This is a genomic window from Oceanotoga teriensis (assembly GCF_003148465.1).
Lineage (GTDB): Bacteria > Thermotogota > Thermotogae > Petrotogales > Petrotogaceae > Oceanotoga > Oceanotoga teriensis.
Window position 1 is genome coordinate 1 of record NZ_QGGI01000004.1, and the last position, 17870, is coordinate 17870.

Sequence of the window (17870 nt, forward strand, 5' to 3'; positions counted from 1 at the left end):
TTGCTATATCTACTCCCACTACTAATGTTTTTTCATCCACTTGTTTTATTTTATTATTTTGTGTATAATTCATTTAGGTTCCTCCTTTGTAAAATATTTGATGGATTCTTGTTACACTTTTATTTTACGGGGAGGTTCCTTTTTTTTCAACCTCTTTCTTTTTTTATTTCAGGAATGCTCCTAATAATAATTAAAAAAAGAGGTCGATTACAACAAATATGTAATCGACCTCTTTTTATATAGTCAATATCTATTTTTACATAACAAAATAGACATGGCTTAAAGAACGATTACGCCATGTCATACACATGTATGTGTTCAAAATATATATTTTAGCTTTTAATAATTTAATACATTTCATAAAAAACACCTCTTATAGTAATTAAAAAGATTATAGCATAAGATGAAAATTATGTCAAATAAATTAAAATATTTGCTTTTAATTGCTATATTTTGGCGTTTTTAAACTTTTTATTTATAAAAAATGCGGACTTTTTAAAAGCCCGCTTTAATTTAAGGGATTCGCATGAACAGGTGAATGTATTTAGCGATTCAAATATATTAAAACAGATGAAACTGAAAATAAGCTTAATAGTTTTTATTTTTTTTAAAATATTAAATAATAAAATATTAAAATTTAAAATCAAAAGATATAAAGTTTTCATATCTTTTTCTTAATTTAATTTTAATTTAATTTTTATATACTATAATAGTATCTTATTATTAATTAAATTAATTCTGTGTATTGAATATTGTTATTAGTGTCTCTTTCTATCATATAAGATTTTTTCTTTGAAGAAGAGATTATTTTATTTATTTTGTTATCGATCCATTCTAAAGCACTTTCATTTCTTAAATGTAAACATCTTAAATTTTGTCTTATTATTAATTTTAAGAGATCGTCTTTCAAATCTTCTGAGTCTAAGTTATTTATGCATATATCTAAAAAATTCAATCCATTTATTTTAATTGGGGCACTGGACCTATTTTTTATCAGTATGTTTTTGTATAATATACTTGATCCTGCTCCAATTCCAACTATTTTTATACCTTTTAAATATGCATTTTTTAATATTATATCCATTCCATTACTTATTAGGTAGTTATATAGAAGAAGTATATCTCCGTCTCCTAAAAATAAAATATCCGAGTTATATATTATATTTTCAAGTTCTTCAAAGTCATATTCTTTATTTGTAAGCGTTATAGGGATTATACTACATCCGAGTATTTCAGAGTATATTTTATAGAATTCTTCTATTTCTTTAAAAGAATCGTATGAAGCAGCTGAAATATAGGATACTCTCGGTTTTAATTTTTCTGTAGATTCTACAATATATTTATGAATATTCATTATATTTGATGAATCTTCTAATTTATTATGCTTTATAGATATTATATTTTTCACGTATATCCCCCTTATATTTTACGATTGTTTATTATATTATCGGATAGGAGAGATTTTTATGAAATCATTTAACAAGTATTTTACAGAGTATGAAAAGATAAAAAACTTTTTAAAATGGCGTTTAAATCCTGAGATTATCAAGTTGATTGCTTTAATTTATTATATTTTTGATTCTGAATTTGATGAATTTAGATTTAAAGAAACTGTTAAATTAATAAAAGAAAATTCTAAATTATTTGTTCATTATAAAGGATATTTAATTTATCAACTTGCGGCTATGCTTTGTTCAAAATATGAAAATTCTTCTGAAAAATTTGATGAATTAAAAAGAATAGATATGGAATTTAATAAGTTGAGATTTGAAAATAGCTCTTATTTGTCCATAGTTTCTTTTTTTCTTATTGAAATGGCGGATAAAGATGATATTATAAGTAAATCTTCTGAGATATATTTAACCATGAAGAATAAAAATTTTTTTATAAGTTCAGAAGATGATTATCCTCTTGCAGTTTTACTTTCGGTCACTGAAAAGAATGAGATAGAACTCTTTGAAGATATAGAGAGTTATTACAAAAGTTTGATGAAAAGAAAATTCAAAAAAGGTAAAGAATTACAATTCTTGTCTCAACTATTAGGGGTTTTTGAAATCGATCAAAAAGGATTATATATGGATAAGTGTAGAACATTATTTGAATTTTTAAAGTCTTCAAATATGTCTAAAGAGAAAATGATTTATCCTGTGATAGGGTTGGCAGTTATAAATGATGAAGATCTTGACTCTTATTTTAAAAAAACTATGAACACTTATGAAATAATAAAAAATACAAAAGGTTTTAAGTTCGGTAAAACTATAAACACTGTATTGGCTTTTGTATTGAACTTTGATTTTAATGAAAAAGATAAACTTAAACCAAAGATAAAATTGAATTTAGATGAGATAATGAAAGCTCAATTAGTAACTTTAATAGCCCTATATTCAGCATCTTTGAATTGTGCAGAATAAAAAATAAGCATGGTTTTTTAACCATGCTTATTTTATAGCTTTTTTTATAATATTTATAAATACTTCAGGACATTCTTCTTGTGGAACATGGCCACAATTATCTATCAAAAATAATTCTGAATTTTCTATATTTTCAAATAATCTTATGCTATCTGTATAAGGTATTATTTCATCTTTTTTGCCATGTATTATTATGGTTTTATTTTTTATGTTTGAAATGATTGATTCGAAATTATACATTTTGCTTCCTTTTGTAAATTCCCAAAAAGCTTTTTTATAACCTTTAACTTTTAAAGGTTTTTTATATTTTTCTAAAGTATTTTCATCTATTTTATTTTCATCATAAAAAGATAATTTTAAAAGATCTTCTGAAGCATTTAAAAGTAAATTTGAACTTATTTCTGGTCCGAGATAGTTTATTTGAGGAATATTTAAAAAAGGTTTTATAAAATCTGGAGAACCGCCGCCAGTATATATTGCCGCATCAACAAGAATTAAATTTTCAACAAGATTCGGATATTTATTTGTGAACAATGTTGCTAAAGAACCACCAGCAGAATTTCCTATTAAAGTTGTTTTCTTTATTTTGAATTCATCCATAATTTTTTTTATTAATTCTACATGATAATCTGTGTTATAAGGATTTAAATCTTCATTGAAAACTCTTTCTGTTATTCCAAAGCCAGGTCTATCAAAAGATATTACTGTAAATTTTTCTGATAATTCTTTAATTGTCTTATCCCATGTATAAGTGCCAGATCCAAATCCATGTAATAGTATTATATATTTATCTTTTGATCCATATTTTTTATAATGTATATCTATACCATCTATTTTTACAAATTGACTGTCTTTATCAGCTAAACTCTTATATGTATACATACCATCATCATATTTATATGAGAAAGGAATTGCAAAAAGAAGAATCAATATTATATTGAATATTTTCAAATTAATCACCTCCCATTTAAATTATACCTTAAAAATGATATCATATTATTAGATTGAGATTGGAGTGATATAAATGAATTCTATTTTTGTTGAAAAAACAAGAGATTATATTTTAAGCCAAGAGTATCATATTACGCATTCTATTGATCACATATTTAGAGTTTTAAAGAATTCTATTTTTATTTCTACTTTTGAAGGGGGAGATATGGAAGAAATTGCAATATCAGCTTTATTACATGATATTGCGAGAGATGAAGAATTAAAAAATCCTAAAATAGATCATGCTGAAAAGGGAGCTGAAATAGCTAAAAATTTTTTGATAAATATAAATTATCCTAAGCATGAAGAAGTTTATTATAATATAATGGTTCATAGATATTCAAAAGGTAAAATTCCCAAGACAATTGAAGCGAAAATACTTCAAGATGCCGATAGATTAGATGCTTTAGGTGCTATAGGTATTTCAAGAGTTTTAATGCATAACAATGGAGAAACACTTAATAAAAGAATTGAACATTTTTATGATAAGATTTTAAAATTAAAAGATGGTATGAATACTCAAAAAGGTTATGAACTTGCATTGGAAAAACATAGACTTGTTGAAAAGTTTGTTCATGCATTAGAAGAAGAATTACGATATTAAAAAAGCATTTCCCGATATTTCGGGAAATGCTTTGTTTTCTTGGCATACTTTCTGGCCTGAACATTAAATAGGGATTTTCTAACTTTTATTTGAAAGGGATTATTGCTGTTATTTAATTACACTTATATTATGCTTTTTTAGACTTAAAAATACCTTAGAAATCCCTTATAAATTACTTAAAAATCTATTTTAGTCAATATCTTTTGTTCAAGTAATTTAGTCTGAGTTTCGATAGTTTCAACTTCTTTTTTTAATCTTTGAACATATTCTTCGTCTTTTATAGAACCAAGATTTATTTTTACATTATATAGAGCACCTAATATGCCTGTTCTTGCCATCATTGCAGCAACAGCACCATCTGTAATAGCATTTTTATTTCCTTTTTCAACTACTACTTCGGCTAATTGCATAATTTCAAAAGAGATTTTTGCTATGTTTAAAGGTACTTCAGCAGCTTTTTTAGTTGCATTTTGAATTAAAGTAGTTCTTTTAGATTTTTCTTCATCAGTCTCTTTTGGAGCTTTAAAAGCATTCATAACTTCATTAAAAGCTTGTGAATCTTTATCTATATAATCTAAGAGAATATTTCTTAAATTTTCAGATTTTTCAAAAATTTCTTTCATGGTAGCTTCTTGATCTATATATTTCTTTTTTCCTATAGTTAAACTGGCTACCATTTTTGAAAGAGAAGCGGCAATTGCAGAAGCCGCTGCTGATACACTTCCCCCACCAGGTACTGGATCAGAAGAAGCTATTTTTTCTGTAAATTCATTTAAAGTCATATCTTTAAACATATTTTAAATTTCCCCCTTTTGAAATACAATTTTTCCATTTTTAATAACTGTTTCAACTATATTTACACCAAAATTATAAGTTAAAAATTCATATGAAGGATATTTTAAAATTACAAAATCAGCTTTTTTACCAGGATCTATACTACCTATTATATTAGCTCTATCAAGAGCGGCTGCACCATTTATTGTTAAAGCAGTTATTGTTTCTTCTGGAGTCATTTTCATATATATTGAAGATATAGCTATCATTAAAGGTATTGAATTTGAAAAACATGAACCAGGATTTAAATCTGTTGCAAGTGCAACAGCACAGTTATTATCTATCATATATCTTGCTCTTGCATAATTTTCCTTTAAACTGAAAGCTGTTAAAGGCAATAAAGTTGCAATAACATTATTTTTAGCCATTTTTTTAATATCTTCGTCGCTGGCATTCAAAAGATGATCAGCTGAAATTGCATTTATATCTGCAGCCAATCCAGCTCCACCGAGTGGATAGATTTCATCAGCATGGATTTTTGGCTTTAAATTATATTTTCTGCCAGCTTTTAACATTTTTTCTGATTGTTTTAAATCAAATACATTTTTTTCACAAAAAATATCACAAAATTCTGCGAGATTTCTTTTAGAAATTTCAGGGAGTACTTCATCTATCAAGAAATCAATGAATTCATTTTCACGATTTTTATATTCAGATGGTACGGCATGAGCACCTAAAAAAGTACTTACAATGTCTATAGGGTGTGTGGAGTTTAGATCTTTCATGACCTCTAATTGTTTTATTTCTGTTTCATGATCAAGACCATAACCACTTTTTCCTTCCACTGTTGTTATACCAAATTCAAGCATTTCATCCAATCTTTTTTTACCCATTTCATATAATTCTTCTTTAGAGGCATTTTTAGTTGCATTTACACTTCTTATTATTCCTCCGCCTTTTTCCATTATTTCCATATAAGATTTACCACGTAGCCTCATTCCAAATTCATCTTCACGATATCCTCCGAATATAAAATGAGTATGAGAATCTACGAAACCTGGGAGCATAGTTTTTCCCGTTAAATCCATAACTATATATTCTGATACATCTATATGAGATAATATGTCTTTTGTTTTTCCAACTTTTTCTATTATTCCATTTTTTATTATTACACAACCATCGTTTATTATGTTTAAATCATTCATGGATTTTCCTTTTTTTGCTTCAAATCCAGAACAAGTAACCAATTGAGTTATATTTTTTATTATTAAATTATTTTTCAATTTTCGAATCACTCCATAATTCTTGTTTCGAGTATTTGTTCAGGTTTAAATTCTTCAAGACCTAAATAATATTCAGCACTTTCTATTAAAGCCATCATAGGGACAAGGCCAACTATTTCGCTTCCTATTACATTAACTCCCCATCTTTTAGCTTCAAATTTTACTGTTTCAAATACTCTATACAAAGAAGTTTTTGTATAATCTGTCATATTTATAGAAACTTGAGAAATATTTCTGTCTTTTAATTCAACTCCCATAGCTTTTACAAACCTATAACCGCCACTTAAATGTCTTATATTTTTTGCAATTTTATTAGCTATATCAACATTTGAAGTATCGAGATTTATATTATATGCAACTAAAGGAGCTCTTGCACCTATAGCACAAACACCTGCCGTTGGATGAGGAGCATTGTTTCCAAAATCAGGATGCCAATCTTCTTCCTGCATTTTTTCAAACATACCTTCATATTCACCTTTTCTTATTTTTGCAAGATTTTTTCTTTTTGAAGAAGATGCTGAGTTTTCGTATAAAAATGAAGGCATTTCATATTTTTCCCATATTTCTTTAGCCACATCTTTTGAAAGAGAAACACATTCTTCGACTGTTGAGTTTTTTATTGGTATAAAAGGCACTACATCTACAGCACCCATTCTTGGATGTTGTCCCTTATGTTCATTCATGTTTATTTCTTTTATTGCTGTACCTATTGCGGCAACAACAGCATCTTTTAAAGGTGTAGGTTCTCCTACGACTGTTACAACACATCTATTGTGATCTTCATCCCAAGAATAATCTAAGAGTTTTACACCATCTTTAGCTCTAAAGTTTTCAACTATTTTTTCAATAACATTTATATTTCTTCCTTCAGAAAAATTAGGTACACATTCTATAATTTTGCTAAAAGCCATTTTGAATTCCCTCACTTTTTATTTTATTTTATATCATTTATTAATGTATCTATCATTTCATCATCACTTATATACGGTATGGTTATGTGATTTTCTGTGTAATTTATATTGTATTCTATTGAAGTATTTATTGAATTTTCATTTCTTGCCCAAGCACGTCTTGCAACTCCACCCATTACATCCCATGGAATTGCCATTTTTATTATATTGTCAACTCTTTCTGAGCCATCTAATACAAGGCCAAAACCTCCATTGATAGATTTTCCAATTCCTACTCCACCACCATTATGCAATGCGATCAAACTCATACCACGAGCTGCATTTCCTGCATAACATTGAGTTGCCATATCGGCCATTATATTAGAACCATCTTTTATATTTGCAGTTTCTCTATAAGGTGAGTCTGTACCACCTGTATCATGATGGTCTCTTCCTATCATAACAGGTCCTATTTCTCCGTTTTTGACCATTTCATTAAATTTTAAAGCTATAGTCATTCTCCCGAGGGCATCTTGATAAAGTATTCTTGCTTGAGTGCCTACAACAAGGTTGTTTTTTTCTGCGTCTCTTATCCAAACCCAATTATCTCTATCTTGGCCTCTTCTGTCCGGATTTATACAGTTCATAGCTGCTTTATCTGTTTTTATAAGATCTTCTTTACTTCCAGACAGACATACCCATCTAAATGGACCATATCCATAGTCAAAAAGCATAGGGCCCATTATATCTTCGACATAAGAAGGGAATATAAAACCTTCTGAAGTATCTTTACCATTTTTTGAAATTTCTTTAGCACCTGCATCAAACACTGCTTTCATAAAACTATTTCCATAATCAAAGAAATAAGTTCCTTTTTCTACAAGTTTTTTTATAGCATTAAAATGTCTTATAAGAGTTTCATTTACAAGAGTTTTAAATTTATTTTTATTTGAGGATAATAAACTTGTCCTTTCTTCAAATGTTATTCCAATAGGACAATAACCACCATCATATGGAGCATGACAAGATGTTTGATCAGATAATAAATCTATATGAATATTATTTTCAACGGCATATTCGAGTAAATCAACTATATTTCCATGAAAAGCTATAGATAAAGTTTCATTGTTTTTTTGAGCTTCTTTCGCAATTTTGAAGGCTTCTTCAGGTGATTCAGCTATTTTGCCGACCCATCCTTGATCATGTCTTGTTTCTATTCTTGAATAATCTACTTCTGCAACTATGGCAACACCATTTGCAATTTCAGCAGCCTTTGGTTGAGCACCACTCATTCCGCCGAGTCCAGATGAAACAAATAATTTTCCTTTTAAATCTTTATCTGAATCTATACCAAGTTTTAATCTACCGGCATTTAAAAGTGTGTTGAATGTTCCATGAACAATACCTTGAGGACCTATATACATCCAACCTCCTGCAGTCATCTGGCCATAATTGGCAACACCAAGTGCTTGAGCTTTTATCCAATTTTCTTGATCATCAAAAAGACCAATCATCAAAGCATTTGTTATTATAACTCTTGGAGCCATTTTATGAGATTTAAAAAGTCCTAAAGGGTGACCAGATTCTACAACTAAAGTTTGTTCATCTGTCATCACTTCGAGATATTTTTTTATCAATCTATATTGCATCCAATTTTGACAAACTTGTCCTGTTTCGCCATATGTAACGAGTTCATAAGGATATAATGCAACATCGAAATCAAGATTGTTATCTATCATAACTTGAAAAGCTTTGGCTTCTATTATATTACCCCTATATTCGTTTATTGGTTTACCTTTAATATTACCTTCGGGTCTAAATCTATAGCCATAAATCCTACCTTTTTCCATCAGTTCATTTAAAAATTCTTTTGCCATCATTTCATGATGTTCCTTAGGTATATACCTTAAAGCATTTTTTAATGCGAGCTTTATTTCATTTTTGTTTAAAGTTAGTTCTCTCTTTGGAGCTCTTCTTATATCTTTTTTAAACTTTGGATATTCTGGCAATTCGTTGTCCAATTTAATGGTCATAGCTTTAGAAATATCATAATTAATATCCATAAAACCCCTCCTTTTTTGTTTTAATTATAATTATGTTTATACTATTCTGTATATTCAAACAAATTATAACATTTTAAAAAAAATTAAATAAGGGATTTCATGGATAATTACATGTAAATAATAGTAAATATAACTAAAAATCTTTAGGTATTTTGAAAATAGATATTTCATTGAAAAAAATTTCATAAAAAAAGGGAAGGATTTTTTAAATCCTTCCAAAATCTTTCAAATAAAAGAGGTTTTTTACTGTGAGAAGTCCGCTCCATATTTTTTTTGAAATATTCCAATTTGTTTCATCCCAACCCCATTGCCAGATGGGTGTCCAACTTCCATTGTTATTTTGGCTTTTTATTAAATAATTTAAATAATCATTTATAACTGAAGAAAAATCATCTGCAAAGTCAGAATTTTTATTGAATATAAACATTGAAGGAACTGCTGAATAAGTTTTCCATCCTTCTTCAGTATATTTTAAAGTGTTTTTTATCAACACTTTTAGTTTTGGATATAATAAAGCTTTTAATTCGTCTTGAAAATTTTCATACATTCTTATATAACAACTCAATTCATGCATTTCAATTTCTGTTTTATAAATTAAATTTTTAATAGCCTTGTCATTTAATTGATTTAATATTTTATAATCGATGATTTCAAATGAATTATTTAAATAACCAGTTATTTCGGCGGAAGGATTACCCCAATCATCTTCATTATCATCATCTTCATTATAATGCCACCAAGGTGCATGCGGAAAATTATTAATAGTTTTAGGAACACTTATCCATCTTAAATTCTCTTTATCCATAGAATATATAAAATAATTTAATCCATTTTTTTTAATTTCTTGAACATCATCAGAATTTTCATTTAAGTAATCTAAATATTGAAAAGCAAATGTAGTTGCAATAGGAGAAGATTCTTTTAACCAGAAATCAGGTTCTATTCCATGGCCAAAACCACCGTCTTCATTTTGATAATTTTTTAATACCTTTAAAAAATCATGTGAACATTTGTTTTTAAATATCAATTCAAATAAACATATATCTATATCTCTTGCATTATTATATATATAATTTTCAGCCATTTCAAAACTACTTTTTTTAAAAGGAATCACAAAATCACCCCCCTCATAGTATATTATACATAATTTTAAGATAAAAGTAAATATAAATTAAAATTATACACCAAATATTAATAAAATATAGTATAATATATTAAAACGTGTTGGAGGTGTTATATATGTACAATATTTATGTTATGGATGATAAGATGAATATAATAAATATTCAAGGATATTCAGTCGGATATATAAGTCGTGCTGGAAAAATATTTAGAAATAATAAATTAGAAAACATAAAAATTGGAAAATTTGGAAAAATATATTTAAATGATGAAATTGTGGGAAGTCTTGAAAATAAGATTATATGCATAATGAAAAATAAAGATCCATTCATAAATGAAGATGAATTTCAAAATATAGAAAGATATGAGTATTTAGAGTTTGAAAATCCTTATTTTTACAGAAGGACACAATTAATAACAGATTTTTTGAAAAAACATGAAAATTATGAACAAAAGAATTCCATGTTCATAGATAATGAAAAAATAAAATTTTCTTTTAGAAAACCAAATGAACTTGAAAAATTGTTAAAAGAACTTTTTAAAATTAAATATAATAATCCACTTGAAATGTTTAAACCGCAAGAATTTGAAAAACCTTATAATATTGAAGAACCAATTAAGATGAGTTATACAGAACTTATGAAAGAATATATTGAAAATAATGAATAAAAAATTTTAATAAATGGTTTGAAAATGTAACTTCATTAAACCAATATTAAAACAACAAAGGTATAATATATCAACTGATATAAAAAAGTGGGTGATGTGTATGAAAAAGTTAGTTTATACTTTGAGTATAATATTCTTATTGGTTGGGTTGATACCTTTTATAACAAATTCATTTATACTTTCTAATATTTCTAATGATCAAATACAGCAAAATACGATATCTAATCTTGAAGCTATAAAAACTATAAAGAAAAATCAAATAGAAACATATTTTGAAGAAAGAGAAGGAGATTTGAAAGTATTTTCAGAGAATGATTTTGTTATTAATGCCCTTTTAGAGTTTAAAGAAAATTTTAAAAATTATGGTATAGATTCGCAAGAGTGGAAAGACTCAGAAAAGAAATTTGGAGAATATTTTAGTAAATATCTTGAAGAATATAATTATTATGATATCTTTTTGATATCTGAAAATGGAGATATAGTTTATACAGTAACAAAAGAAACTGATTTCGGTAAAAATGTTGAAGATTATATTATAAAAAATACTGGATTAAACAAAGTTTTTTATGGTTCTTTTAATGGCTTTTCAATTATTGATTTTGAATGGTATGATATTTCAAATGAACCAGCTATGTTTATTGCTGTCCCTATTAAAATCGATGGTAATTTTGAAGGGTCTGTGGTATTTCAAATAAGTTTAAAAGCTATAAACCATATTATGCAAGAAAGAACGGGAATGGGTGAAACAGGTGAGACTTATTTAGTTGGTTCTGATAATCTTTTAAGATCTGATTCATATTTAAAACCAGATACTTATAATGTTAAAAATTCATTTGAAAACCCAGATAAGATAAATATTAAAACAGATGCTTCTAAAAATGCATTGAATGGACAAAATGAAACAAAAATTATAATGGATTATCTCGGAAATGAAGTTTTATCTTCTTATTCGTCTGTTAATGTATTAGGACTTAATTGGGCCATAATAGCTGAAATTGATACTCAAGAAGCTTTTAAATCTATAAATACTATAAATTTTATTACATATACAATTCTTGGATTAGGGTTTGTGATTATATTGATAGTAGCAATATTTATATCTAAAAGTATAACAAAACCTATTGAATATGTTGCTGATGCTATGCTTAAAAGAGATTTAACACATAAAATTCCTGAAAAATTTGAAAAAAGAAAAGATGAAATCGGAGTATTAGCAAAAGAATTTAATTCTTTAACTTATAATTTAAAAAGTGTATTTTCATCATTAGAAGAATCATCTACACAAGTTAATGATGCAGCTGGAAATCTTGCAGCTACTGCTGAAGAATCAAGTGCTACGAGTGAAGAATTGAGTGCACAGATCAATACTATTTCAGATAATGTAAAAAATGTTTTACAAAATGTCGAAGATGTCAATGAAAAAGTTAATTTAATATCTGAAAGTGCTGGATTAATTTCTGGTTCAACTATGGAACTTACAAATACATCTACTATAGTTTATGATGCAACAGAAAGTGGATACAAATCGATTGAAAAAATAAAAGAAAAAGTAATAGAGACAAAGAATATTTCAGATAAAAATCTTGAAGAAGTTAAAAATTTAAATGAAAAAACTAATAATATTAAAGATATACTTACTACAATAAATTCAATAACTGAGCAAACTAATTTATTATCTTTAAATGCATCGATAGAAGCAGCAAGAGCAGGAGAAGCAGGAAGAGGATTTGCAGTAGTTGCCGATGAAATAAGAAAATTAGCGGAAGAATCTAAAAAATCTACAGATAAGATAGAAAAAATACTGGATGAAATAAAGAAAAATTCTGGAAGAGTTAATGATCAAACTGTTAAATCTGCCGTTGGAATAAAGGAAATTACAAATGAAATAGAAGTTGTATCTCAAGAGATAATAGATATAAAAGAAAAAATACAGATGATAAGTGCTGGAATAGCGAATTTAAATTCAAGTTCTACAGAGCAAACTCATTCTACCGATTCTATAAAAACATCTATGTCAGATATATTGAATATGATGGAAGATATTACACAACAAGTTGAAAATGGTGATGATGCTGTTAGAAATCAAGCTGAAGGAGCACAAATGATAAGTGCAAGTTCAGAGGAACTTTCAGCTCTTGCAGAAAACTTAAAAACTGAAGTAAAAAGTTTTAAATTTTAATTGATATGGTATAATATATTTGAATTAAATAATGGGGCCATTCGCTATTTAAATAGCGAATGGCTTTTTTTAATTTGGAGGGGTATTTTGTCAAAAAAAATTTCTGTAATAGGAGTAATATCTTCATTATCATTTTTGATGATGTTTTTAGAGTTTAATATACCTATTTTTCCGAATTTTTTAAAGTTTGATTTTAGTGATTTACCAGTTTTATTTTTGAGTATAAACATGCCTCTATATGGCTTATTTTCTATATTTATAAGGAATATAATACATGTTTTTTTTAGTTCTAATTTTGGTGTAGGAGAATTTTTGAATTTTTTGATTTCTGGTTTTTTTATAACATTTAGTGGATATTTATTCAAAAAATATAAAACAAATTTTATTTTTATATTTTCCATATTATTATCTTCTTTTTTTGCTATTATTATTAATTATTATATTATGCTTCCAATGTATGATTTGATTTTAAATATAAGTAAAAATGATTTATTATATTATGCCAAAATGTTTAATCCAAATATAGATAATTTATTCAATTATTTTTTGATGTTTATATTTCCTTTTAATTTAATAAAATTTACTTTTGTTTCTTTAATATTTATATTATCAAAAAATAAATTAGGGAGAGTGGTTTTATGAATTTTTCGTTATATAAGAAGATTTTTGATAAGGTTGAAGGTGAAATAAATGAGATGTATAATGCTAAAGAAAGTGCTTTAAGAGCTTTGAGTTTGAAATATGAAACAGATATACCTTCATTAGAAAGAATGTGTTATATAATGGAAGAAGTATTGATGAAAAATAAGTCTGATGCTGTTGTTTATGCGGGATTTCAAAAGAGATCAAGAGCTAAAGCTATTTGGGAAAGATATTTAAAAATAGCAGATAATGTAAAAAAAATCTATCTTTTTGGAGAGCCTGATTTAGAATTAAAAAATCATTCTAATATAGAATTTATAAATATATCTAAAGATGATGAACTTTATAAAGAATGGTTTCTCGTAATAGATAAAAAAATGGGAAAATCTATGATGGTTGCGTATGATTTAGATGGTTTTGGGAAATATTCTGATGAGAAAATGAGAAAATTTAAAGGAGCAAAAACAACAGATCCAAAAGTTGTATCTTTGGCATCAGAATATTTAAATGATTTTTTGAATAAATAAGAAGATCCCTACAAAGAGTATATATCTTTGTAGGGATTATTTTAATATTTAAAAAATTTTTGGAATCCAACTAAAGTTTTTAAAAGTAAAAATAAAATAATTGCAAAAAAAGCTATTGAGATAATTACAAATCCTTTGAATATCATAAACATAATACTAAATACTACAAGAGTTATACCTATAGTAAACATATTTCCACCTAAATAATTTACTAATCCTTCGGCATCTACCATGGCATTTGGATCGAATTTATTTATAAATTTGTCTCTTAAAGTATATTTCATCATGTATCCATACAATGCTATGATTAAACCAACTATCATTATAACGAAATAAACTATCATATTTTTCCTCCTTATGATTATATATTTTTGAAATCATTCTGTTATAATTATAATACAAACTTTACTAAAGGGGGAAAATAAATTGAAATTTAAAGATTTTAAGTACGAAAGACCAGATATAGATAGTATAAAAGAATATTCTGTAGATTTATTTGAAAAACTAAAAAAAGCTAAGAGTTTTGAAGAATTTGATGATTATTATAGAAATTTTATAAAAAAAGAAAAAAATTTATTAACTATGGAAAGTATTGCAAGTATAAGATATACTATAGATACTGAAGATGAATTTTATAATTCAGAAAAAGATTATTTTGATGAAAATTCTCCTAAAATTCAACAAATAGAGAATGAACTCCAAAAAATAATTTTAAATTCAAATTTTAAAGAAGAATTTAAAGAAAAATATGGAGAACATGTTTTAAATCTTGCAGAAGTTGGTTTGAAAACTTTTAATGAAGATATAATCGAAGAATTAAAAGAAGAAAATAAATTAAACAGTAAATATGTTAAACTTCTTGGATCAGTTAAAGTTAATTTTGAAGGTCAAGAAAGAAATTTATCTCAAATGAGACCTTTCATGCTCGTACCAGATAGAAGTAAAAGAAAAGAAGCCATGAAAACTATTTTTGGATGGTTTGATGAACATCAAAATGAATTTGATGATATATATGATCAACTTGTAAAAGTTAGAGATAAAATGGCTAAAAAACTTGGTTATGATAATTTCATTGAACTTGCTTATTATAGATTATCCAGAACAGATTATAATGCCGAAGATGTTGCAAATTATAGAAAACAAGTTGAAGAATTTGTTGTTCCAGTTGCAAGTGAATTAAGAAAAAGACAAAAAGAAAGAATAAATTTAGATAAATTATATTATTATGATGAAGACTATAGTTTTGAAGGTGGGAATCCAAAACCAGAAGGTAGTACCGAAGAAAAAGTAAATAAAGCTCAAAAGATGTATAAGGAACTTTCAAAAGAGACAGAAGAATTTTTTAATTTCATGGTAGAAAATGAATTAATGGATCTTGATTCAAAAAAAGGTAAAACTCCTGGTGGATACTGTACCTTTATATTTGACTATGATTCACCATTCATATTTTCTAATTTTAATGGAACTTCAGGAGATGTCGATGTATTAACTCATGAAGCTGGACATGCTTTTCAATCTTATCAATCAAGACATATAGAATTACCAGAACTTCTTTTTCCTACACTTGAATCAGCAGAAATACATTCTATGAGTATGGAATTTATAACTTATCCATGGTGGGATCTTTTTTATGGTGAACAAACAGAAAAAGCTAAATTTATGCATCTTTCAGAAGCTTTGTTGTTTATTCCATATGGAGTATCTGTTGATGAATTTCAGCATTGGGTTTATGAAAATCCAGAGGCAACTCCAGAAAGTAGAAGGAAAAAATGGTCAGAAATAGAAAAAAAATATTTGCCTGAAAGAGATTATGATGGGGTTGATTATCTTGTAAATGGAGGATTTTGGCAAAAACAGTCACATATTTATGAATCTCCATTTTATTATATAGATTATACATTGGCACAGATATGTGCATTTCAATTTTTTAAAAAATTTAATGAAGACAGAAAAATAGCTTGGGAAGATTATTTGAGGTTATGTAAAGCTGGAGGTTCAAAACCTTTTACAGGTCTTATCAATATTGCGAATTTAAAAAATCCTTTTAAAGATGGTTCTTTAAAAGAAACTATAGATTTTGTAGAAAGTTATTTAAATAAAATAAATGATAAAACTTTATAAAAAAGCCGGATTTAAATCCGGCTTTTATATTTTAAAATTTAGATAATCTTCTTTAAATATAGTTCTTCTACTATGACAATAAGGTGCTTTACCCGTTTTTTCATAATATTTTTGATGATAATCTTCTGCGCTATAAAAATTTTTAACTTTTTCTATTTGTGTAGACACTTCTAAATTTCTATCTTTTAGTTCCTTAACTATTTTTTCAGCGGTCTTTTTTTGTTCTTCATTTACAAAAAATATAAAACTTTTATATTGATCACCAATATCAGGTCCTTGACCATCTTTTTGTGAAAAGTCATGTATTTCGAAAAAATATTTTAAAAGTTTTTCATAGCTTATTATATTTGGATTATAAACTATTTGAACAGTTTCAACATGGCCTGTTTTATTAGAACATACCTGTTCATAAGAAGGATTTTTTAAAAAACCACCACTATAACCAGAGATGGCATCTATTACTCCAGATAATTTTGAAAACATATATTCTACACCCCAAAAACAACCAGCTGCAAAGTATGCTGTCATTTTTTCTAAAGAAGATGTTTGAGGTATAAAGTCCATAGAAATAGAGTTTACACAATGGCGTATATTTTTTTCTGTAAAATTTTCTCCTTCAAAAACATGTCCTAAATGTCCTCCACAGTGTGAACATAATATTTCTGTTCTGATTCCATCAGCATCGGTATTTTTTCTTATAGAGCCGGGAATTTCATCATCAAAACTTGGCCAGCCACAATTAGATTTGAATTTTGAATTAGATCTGTATAAAGGAATACCACATTGTTTACATATATAAGTTCCTTCTTCAAAAAAATCGTCATATTTTCCAGTATAAGGTCTTTCTGTATGTTTATTTATTATTACTTTGAACTCTTCTGGAGTTAATTTTTTATATTTATCACACATTTTATTCCCCCCTTTTCTTATCCCATTAATTATATCAAAAAAAAATAAATACAAATAATGAAAAAAATTTCATATATAAGAAATTTTTTTCATTATTTGACTATATATAAACTTATTTAGCTATAAAAAAGTTTTAAAGTATCAAAAAAAAAGAGTAAAATTAATTTGTTGTATTTACTGAATTGGGGGGATTAAAATGGAGCTTTTAAAAGAAATCAATGATTGCATTTTGGGTTATCAAAAAGATGTTCATAATCCAGACATATCTGTAATTGATATTATAAAAAAATATTTTTACATAGAAATAAATGATTATGAACTCAAAGATTTTATAAAATGGTTTTCTTCAGATAGGTTTAGAGGAAATCCAAAAATAAAAAATGTTAATATATCAAATATAAAAATAAAAGAAAAAGGTTTATTCAGCCCAAACTTTATAGATTTGGAAGCAGAAGCTTATTTAAGTTATGAGTTGTTTAAAGAAAGTTGTGGCTGGATTAAAGTTAAAGGAAAAACGAATATTATAAAAATTAAAAATAAATGGTATTATTCGAGTATATATAAAAATAAATGTGAAAGTATTTCTTATCCTGTAAATTATGGTTTTTTTGGGAGAGAATTTGATTAATAAAAAGCAATCTTTAAAGATTGCTTTTTATTTTATTAATTTTTTTGTATAATTTAGT

The 17870-nt window shown here is 26.4% G+C and carries 17 protein-coding genes; 8 read left to right on the top strand and 9 right to left on the bottom strand.

What is annotated here, in order from left to right:
- Window positions 1-727: 727 nt before the first annotated feature.
- The gene (locus tag C7380_RS03630; protein WP_109604129.1) at window positions 728-1408 is read right to left on the bottom strand and encodes a Type 1 glutamine amidotransferase-like domain-containing protein; all 681 of its coding nucleotides are present in this window, start codon (window positions 1406-1408) and stop codon (window positions 728-730) included.
- A gap of 58 nt (window positions 1409-1466) precedes the next feature.
- Here C7380_RS03630 and C7380_RS03635 point away from each other — a divergent pair, with 58 nt between their 5' ends.
- Window positions 1467-2411: a DUF4003 family protein gene (locus C7380_RS03635; protein ID WP_109604130.1), complete on the top strand. Its 945-nt coding sequence runs from the start codon at window positions 1467-1469 to the stop codon at window positions 2409-2411.
- A gap of 27 nt (window positions 2412-2438) precedes the next feature.
- On the opposite strand, the gene C7380_RS03640 is transcribed toward C7380_RS03635, so the two are convergent.
- On the bottom strand, window positions 2439-3362 hold the full coding sequence (locus C7380_RS03640) for an alpha/beta fold hydrolase (RefSeq protein WP_109604131.1): 924 nt from the start codon (window positions 3360-3362) through the stop codon (window positions 2439-2441).
- 73 nt (window positions 3363-3435) lie between these two features.
- Here C7380_RS03640 and C7380_RS03645 point away from each other — a divergent pair, with 73 nt between their 5' ends.
- Window positions 3436-4005, top strand: coding sequence for an HD domain-containing protein (locus C7380_RS03645; protein WP_109604132.1), 570 nt, complete (start codon window positions 3436-3438; stop codon window positions 4003-4005).
- Window positions 4006-4181: 176 nt separating this feature from the next.
- Here the strand turns inward: C7380_RS03645 and C7380_RS03650 are convergent, their stop codons facing one another.
- The 5 genes from C7380_RS03650 to C7380_RS03670 all read right to left on the bottom strand — a co-directional run bounded on the left by C7380_RS03650 (window position 4182) and on the right by C7380_RS03670 (window position 10129).
- Window positions 4182-4799: a cyclodeaminase/cyclohydrolase family protein gene (locus C7380_RS03650; RefSeq protein WP_109604133.1), complete on the bottom strand. Its 618-nt coding sequence runs from the start codon at window positions 4797-4799 to the stop codon at window positions 4182-4184.
- A 3-nt stretch (window positions 4800-4802) separates the two neighbouring features.
- Window positions 4803-6062 (bottom strand): imidazolonepropionase, encoded by a 1260-nt coding sequence (gene hutI, locus C7380_RS03655; RefSeq protein WP_109604134.1) that lies wholly within the window; start codon window positions 6060-6062, stop codon window positions 4803-4805.
- An 8-nt stretch (window positions 6063-6070) separates the two neighbouring features.
- Window positions 6071-6973 (bottom strand): glutamate formimidoyltransferase, encoded by a 903-nt coding sequence (ftcD, locus tag C7380_RS03660; RefSeq protein WP_109604135.1) that lies wholly within the window; start codon window positions 6971-6973, stop codon window positions 6071-6073.
- A 23-nt stretch (window positions 6974-6996) separates the two neighbouring features.
- A complete protein-coding gene (hutU, locus tag C7380_RS03665) occupies window positions 6997-9015 on the bottom strand; it encodes a urocanate hydratase (protein WP_109604136.1) in 2019 nt (672 codons plus the stop codon).
- 205 nt (window positions 9016-9220) lie between these two features.
- On the bottom strand, window positions 9221-10129 hold the full coding sequence (locus tag C7380_RS03670; RefSeq protein ID WP_109604137.1) for a hypothetical protein: 909 nt from the start codon (window positions 10127-10129) through the stop codon (window positions 9221-9223).
- A gap of 125 nt (window positions 10130-10254) precedes the next feature.
- On the opposite strand from C7380_RS03670, the gene C7380_RS03675 reads away from it, so the two are divergent.
- From C7380_RS03675 to C7380_RS03690, 4 genes are all read left to right on the top strand, one after another.
- Window positions 10255-10806, top strand: a complete 552-nt coding sequence (locus C7380_RS03675; RefSeq protein WP_109604138.1) for a hypothetical protein — start codon at window positions 10255-10257, stop codon at window positions 10804-10806.
- A gap of 100 nt (window positions 10807-10906) precedes the next feature.
- Window positions 10907-12985, top strand: a complete 2079-nt coding sequence (locus C7380_RS03680) for a methyl-accepting chemotaxis protein (RefSeq protein WP_158274766.1) — start codon at window positions 10907-10909, stop codon at window positions 12983-12985.
- A gap of 87 nt (window positions 12986-13072) precedes the next feature.
- Window positions 13073-13627 carry an ECF transporter S component gene (locus C7380_RS03685; RefSeq protein WP_109604140.1) on the top strand — a complete coding sequence of 185 codons (555 nt, stop codon included), beginning with the start codon at window positions 13073-13075 and terminating at the stop codon, window positions 13625-13627.
- Window positions 13624-14154 (top strand): DICT sensory domain-containing protein, encoded by a 531-nt coding sequence (locus tag C7380_RS03690; protein WP_109604141.1) that lies wholly within the window; start codon window positions 13624-13626, stop codon window positions 14152-14154. The genes C7380_RS03685 and C7380_RS03690 overlap by 4 nt, the downstream gene beginning before the upstream one ends.
- A 41-nt stretch (window positions 14155-14195) precedes the next feature.
- Here the strand turns inward: C7380_RS03690 and C7380_RS03695 are convergent, their stop codons facing one another.
- Window positions 14196-14498 (bottom strand): hypothetical protein, encoded by a 303-nt coding sequence (locus tag C7380_RS03695; RefSeq protein ID WP_109604142.1) that lies wholly within the window; start codon window positions 14496-14498, stop codon window positions 14196-14198.
- Window positions 14499-14580: 82 nt separating this feature from the next.
- On the opposite strand from C7380_RS03695, the gene C7380_RS03700 reads away from it, so the two are divergent.
- Complete coding sequence (locus C7380_RS03700; protein WP_109604143.1) at window positions 14581-16275, top strand: M3 family oligoendopeptidase; 1695 nt, start codon at window positions 14581-14583, stop codon at window positions 16273-16275.
- A gap of 24 nt (window positions 16276-16299) precedes the next feature.
- On the opposite strand, the gene C7380_RS03705 is transcribed toward C7380_RS03700, so the two are convergent.
- Complete coding sequence (locus C7380_RS03705) at window positions 16300-17184, bottom strand: bifunctional methionine sulfoxide reductase B/A protein (protein WP_109604144.1); 885 nt, start codon at window positions 17182-17184, stop codon at window positions 16300-16302.
- Window positions 17185-17380: 196 nt separating this feature from the next.
- Here C7380_RS03705 and C7380_RS03710 point away from each other — a divergent pair, with 196 nt between their 5' ends.
- Window positions 17381-17812, top strand: coding sequence for a hypothetical protein (locus tag C7380_RS03710; RefSeq protein WP_109604145.1), 432 nt, complete (start codon window positions 17381-17383; stop codon window positions 17810-17812).
- Window positions 17813-17870: the final 58 nt, after the last annotated feature.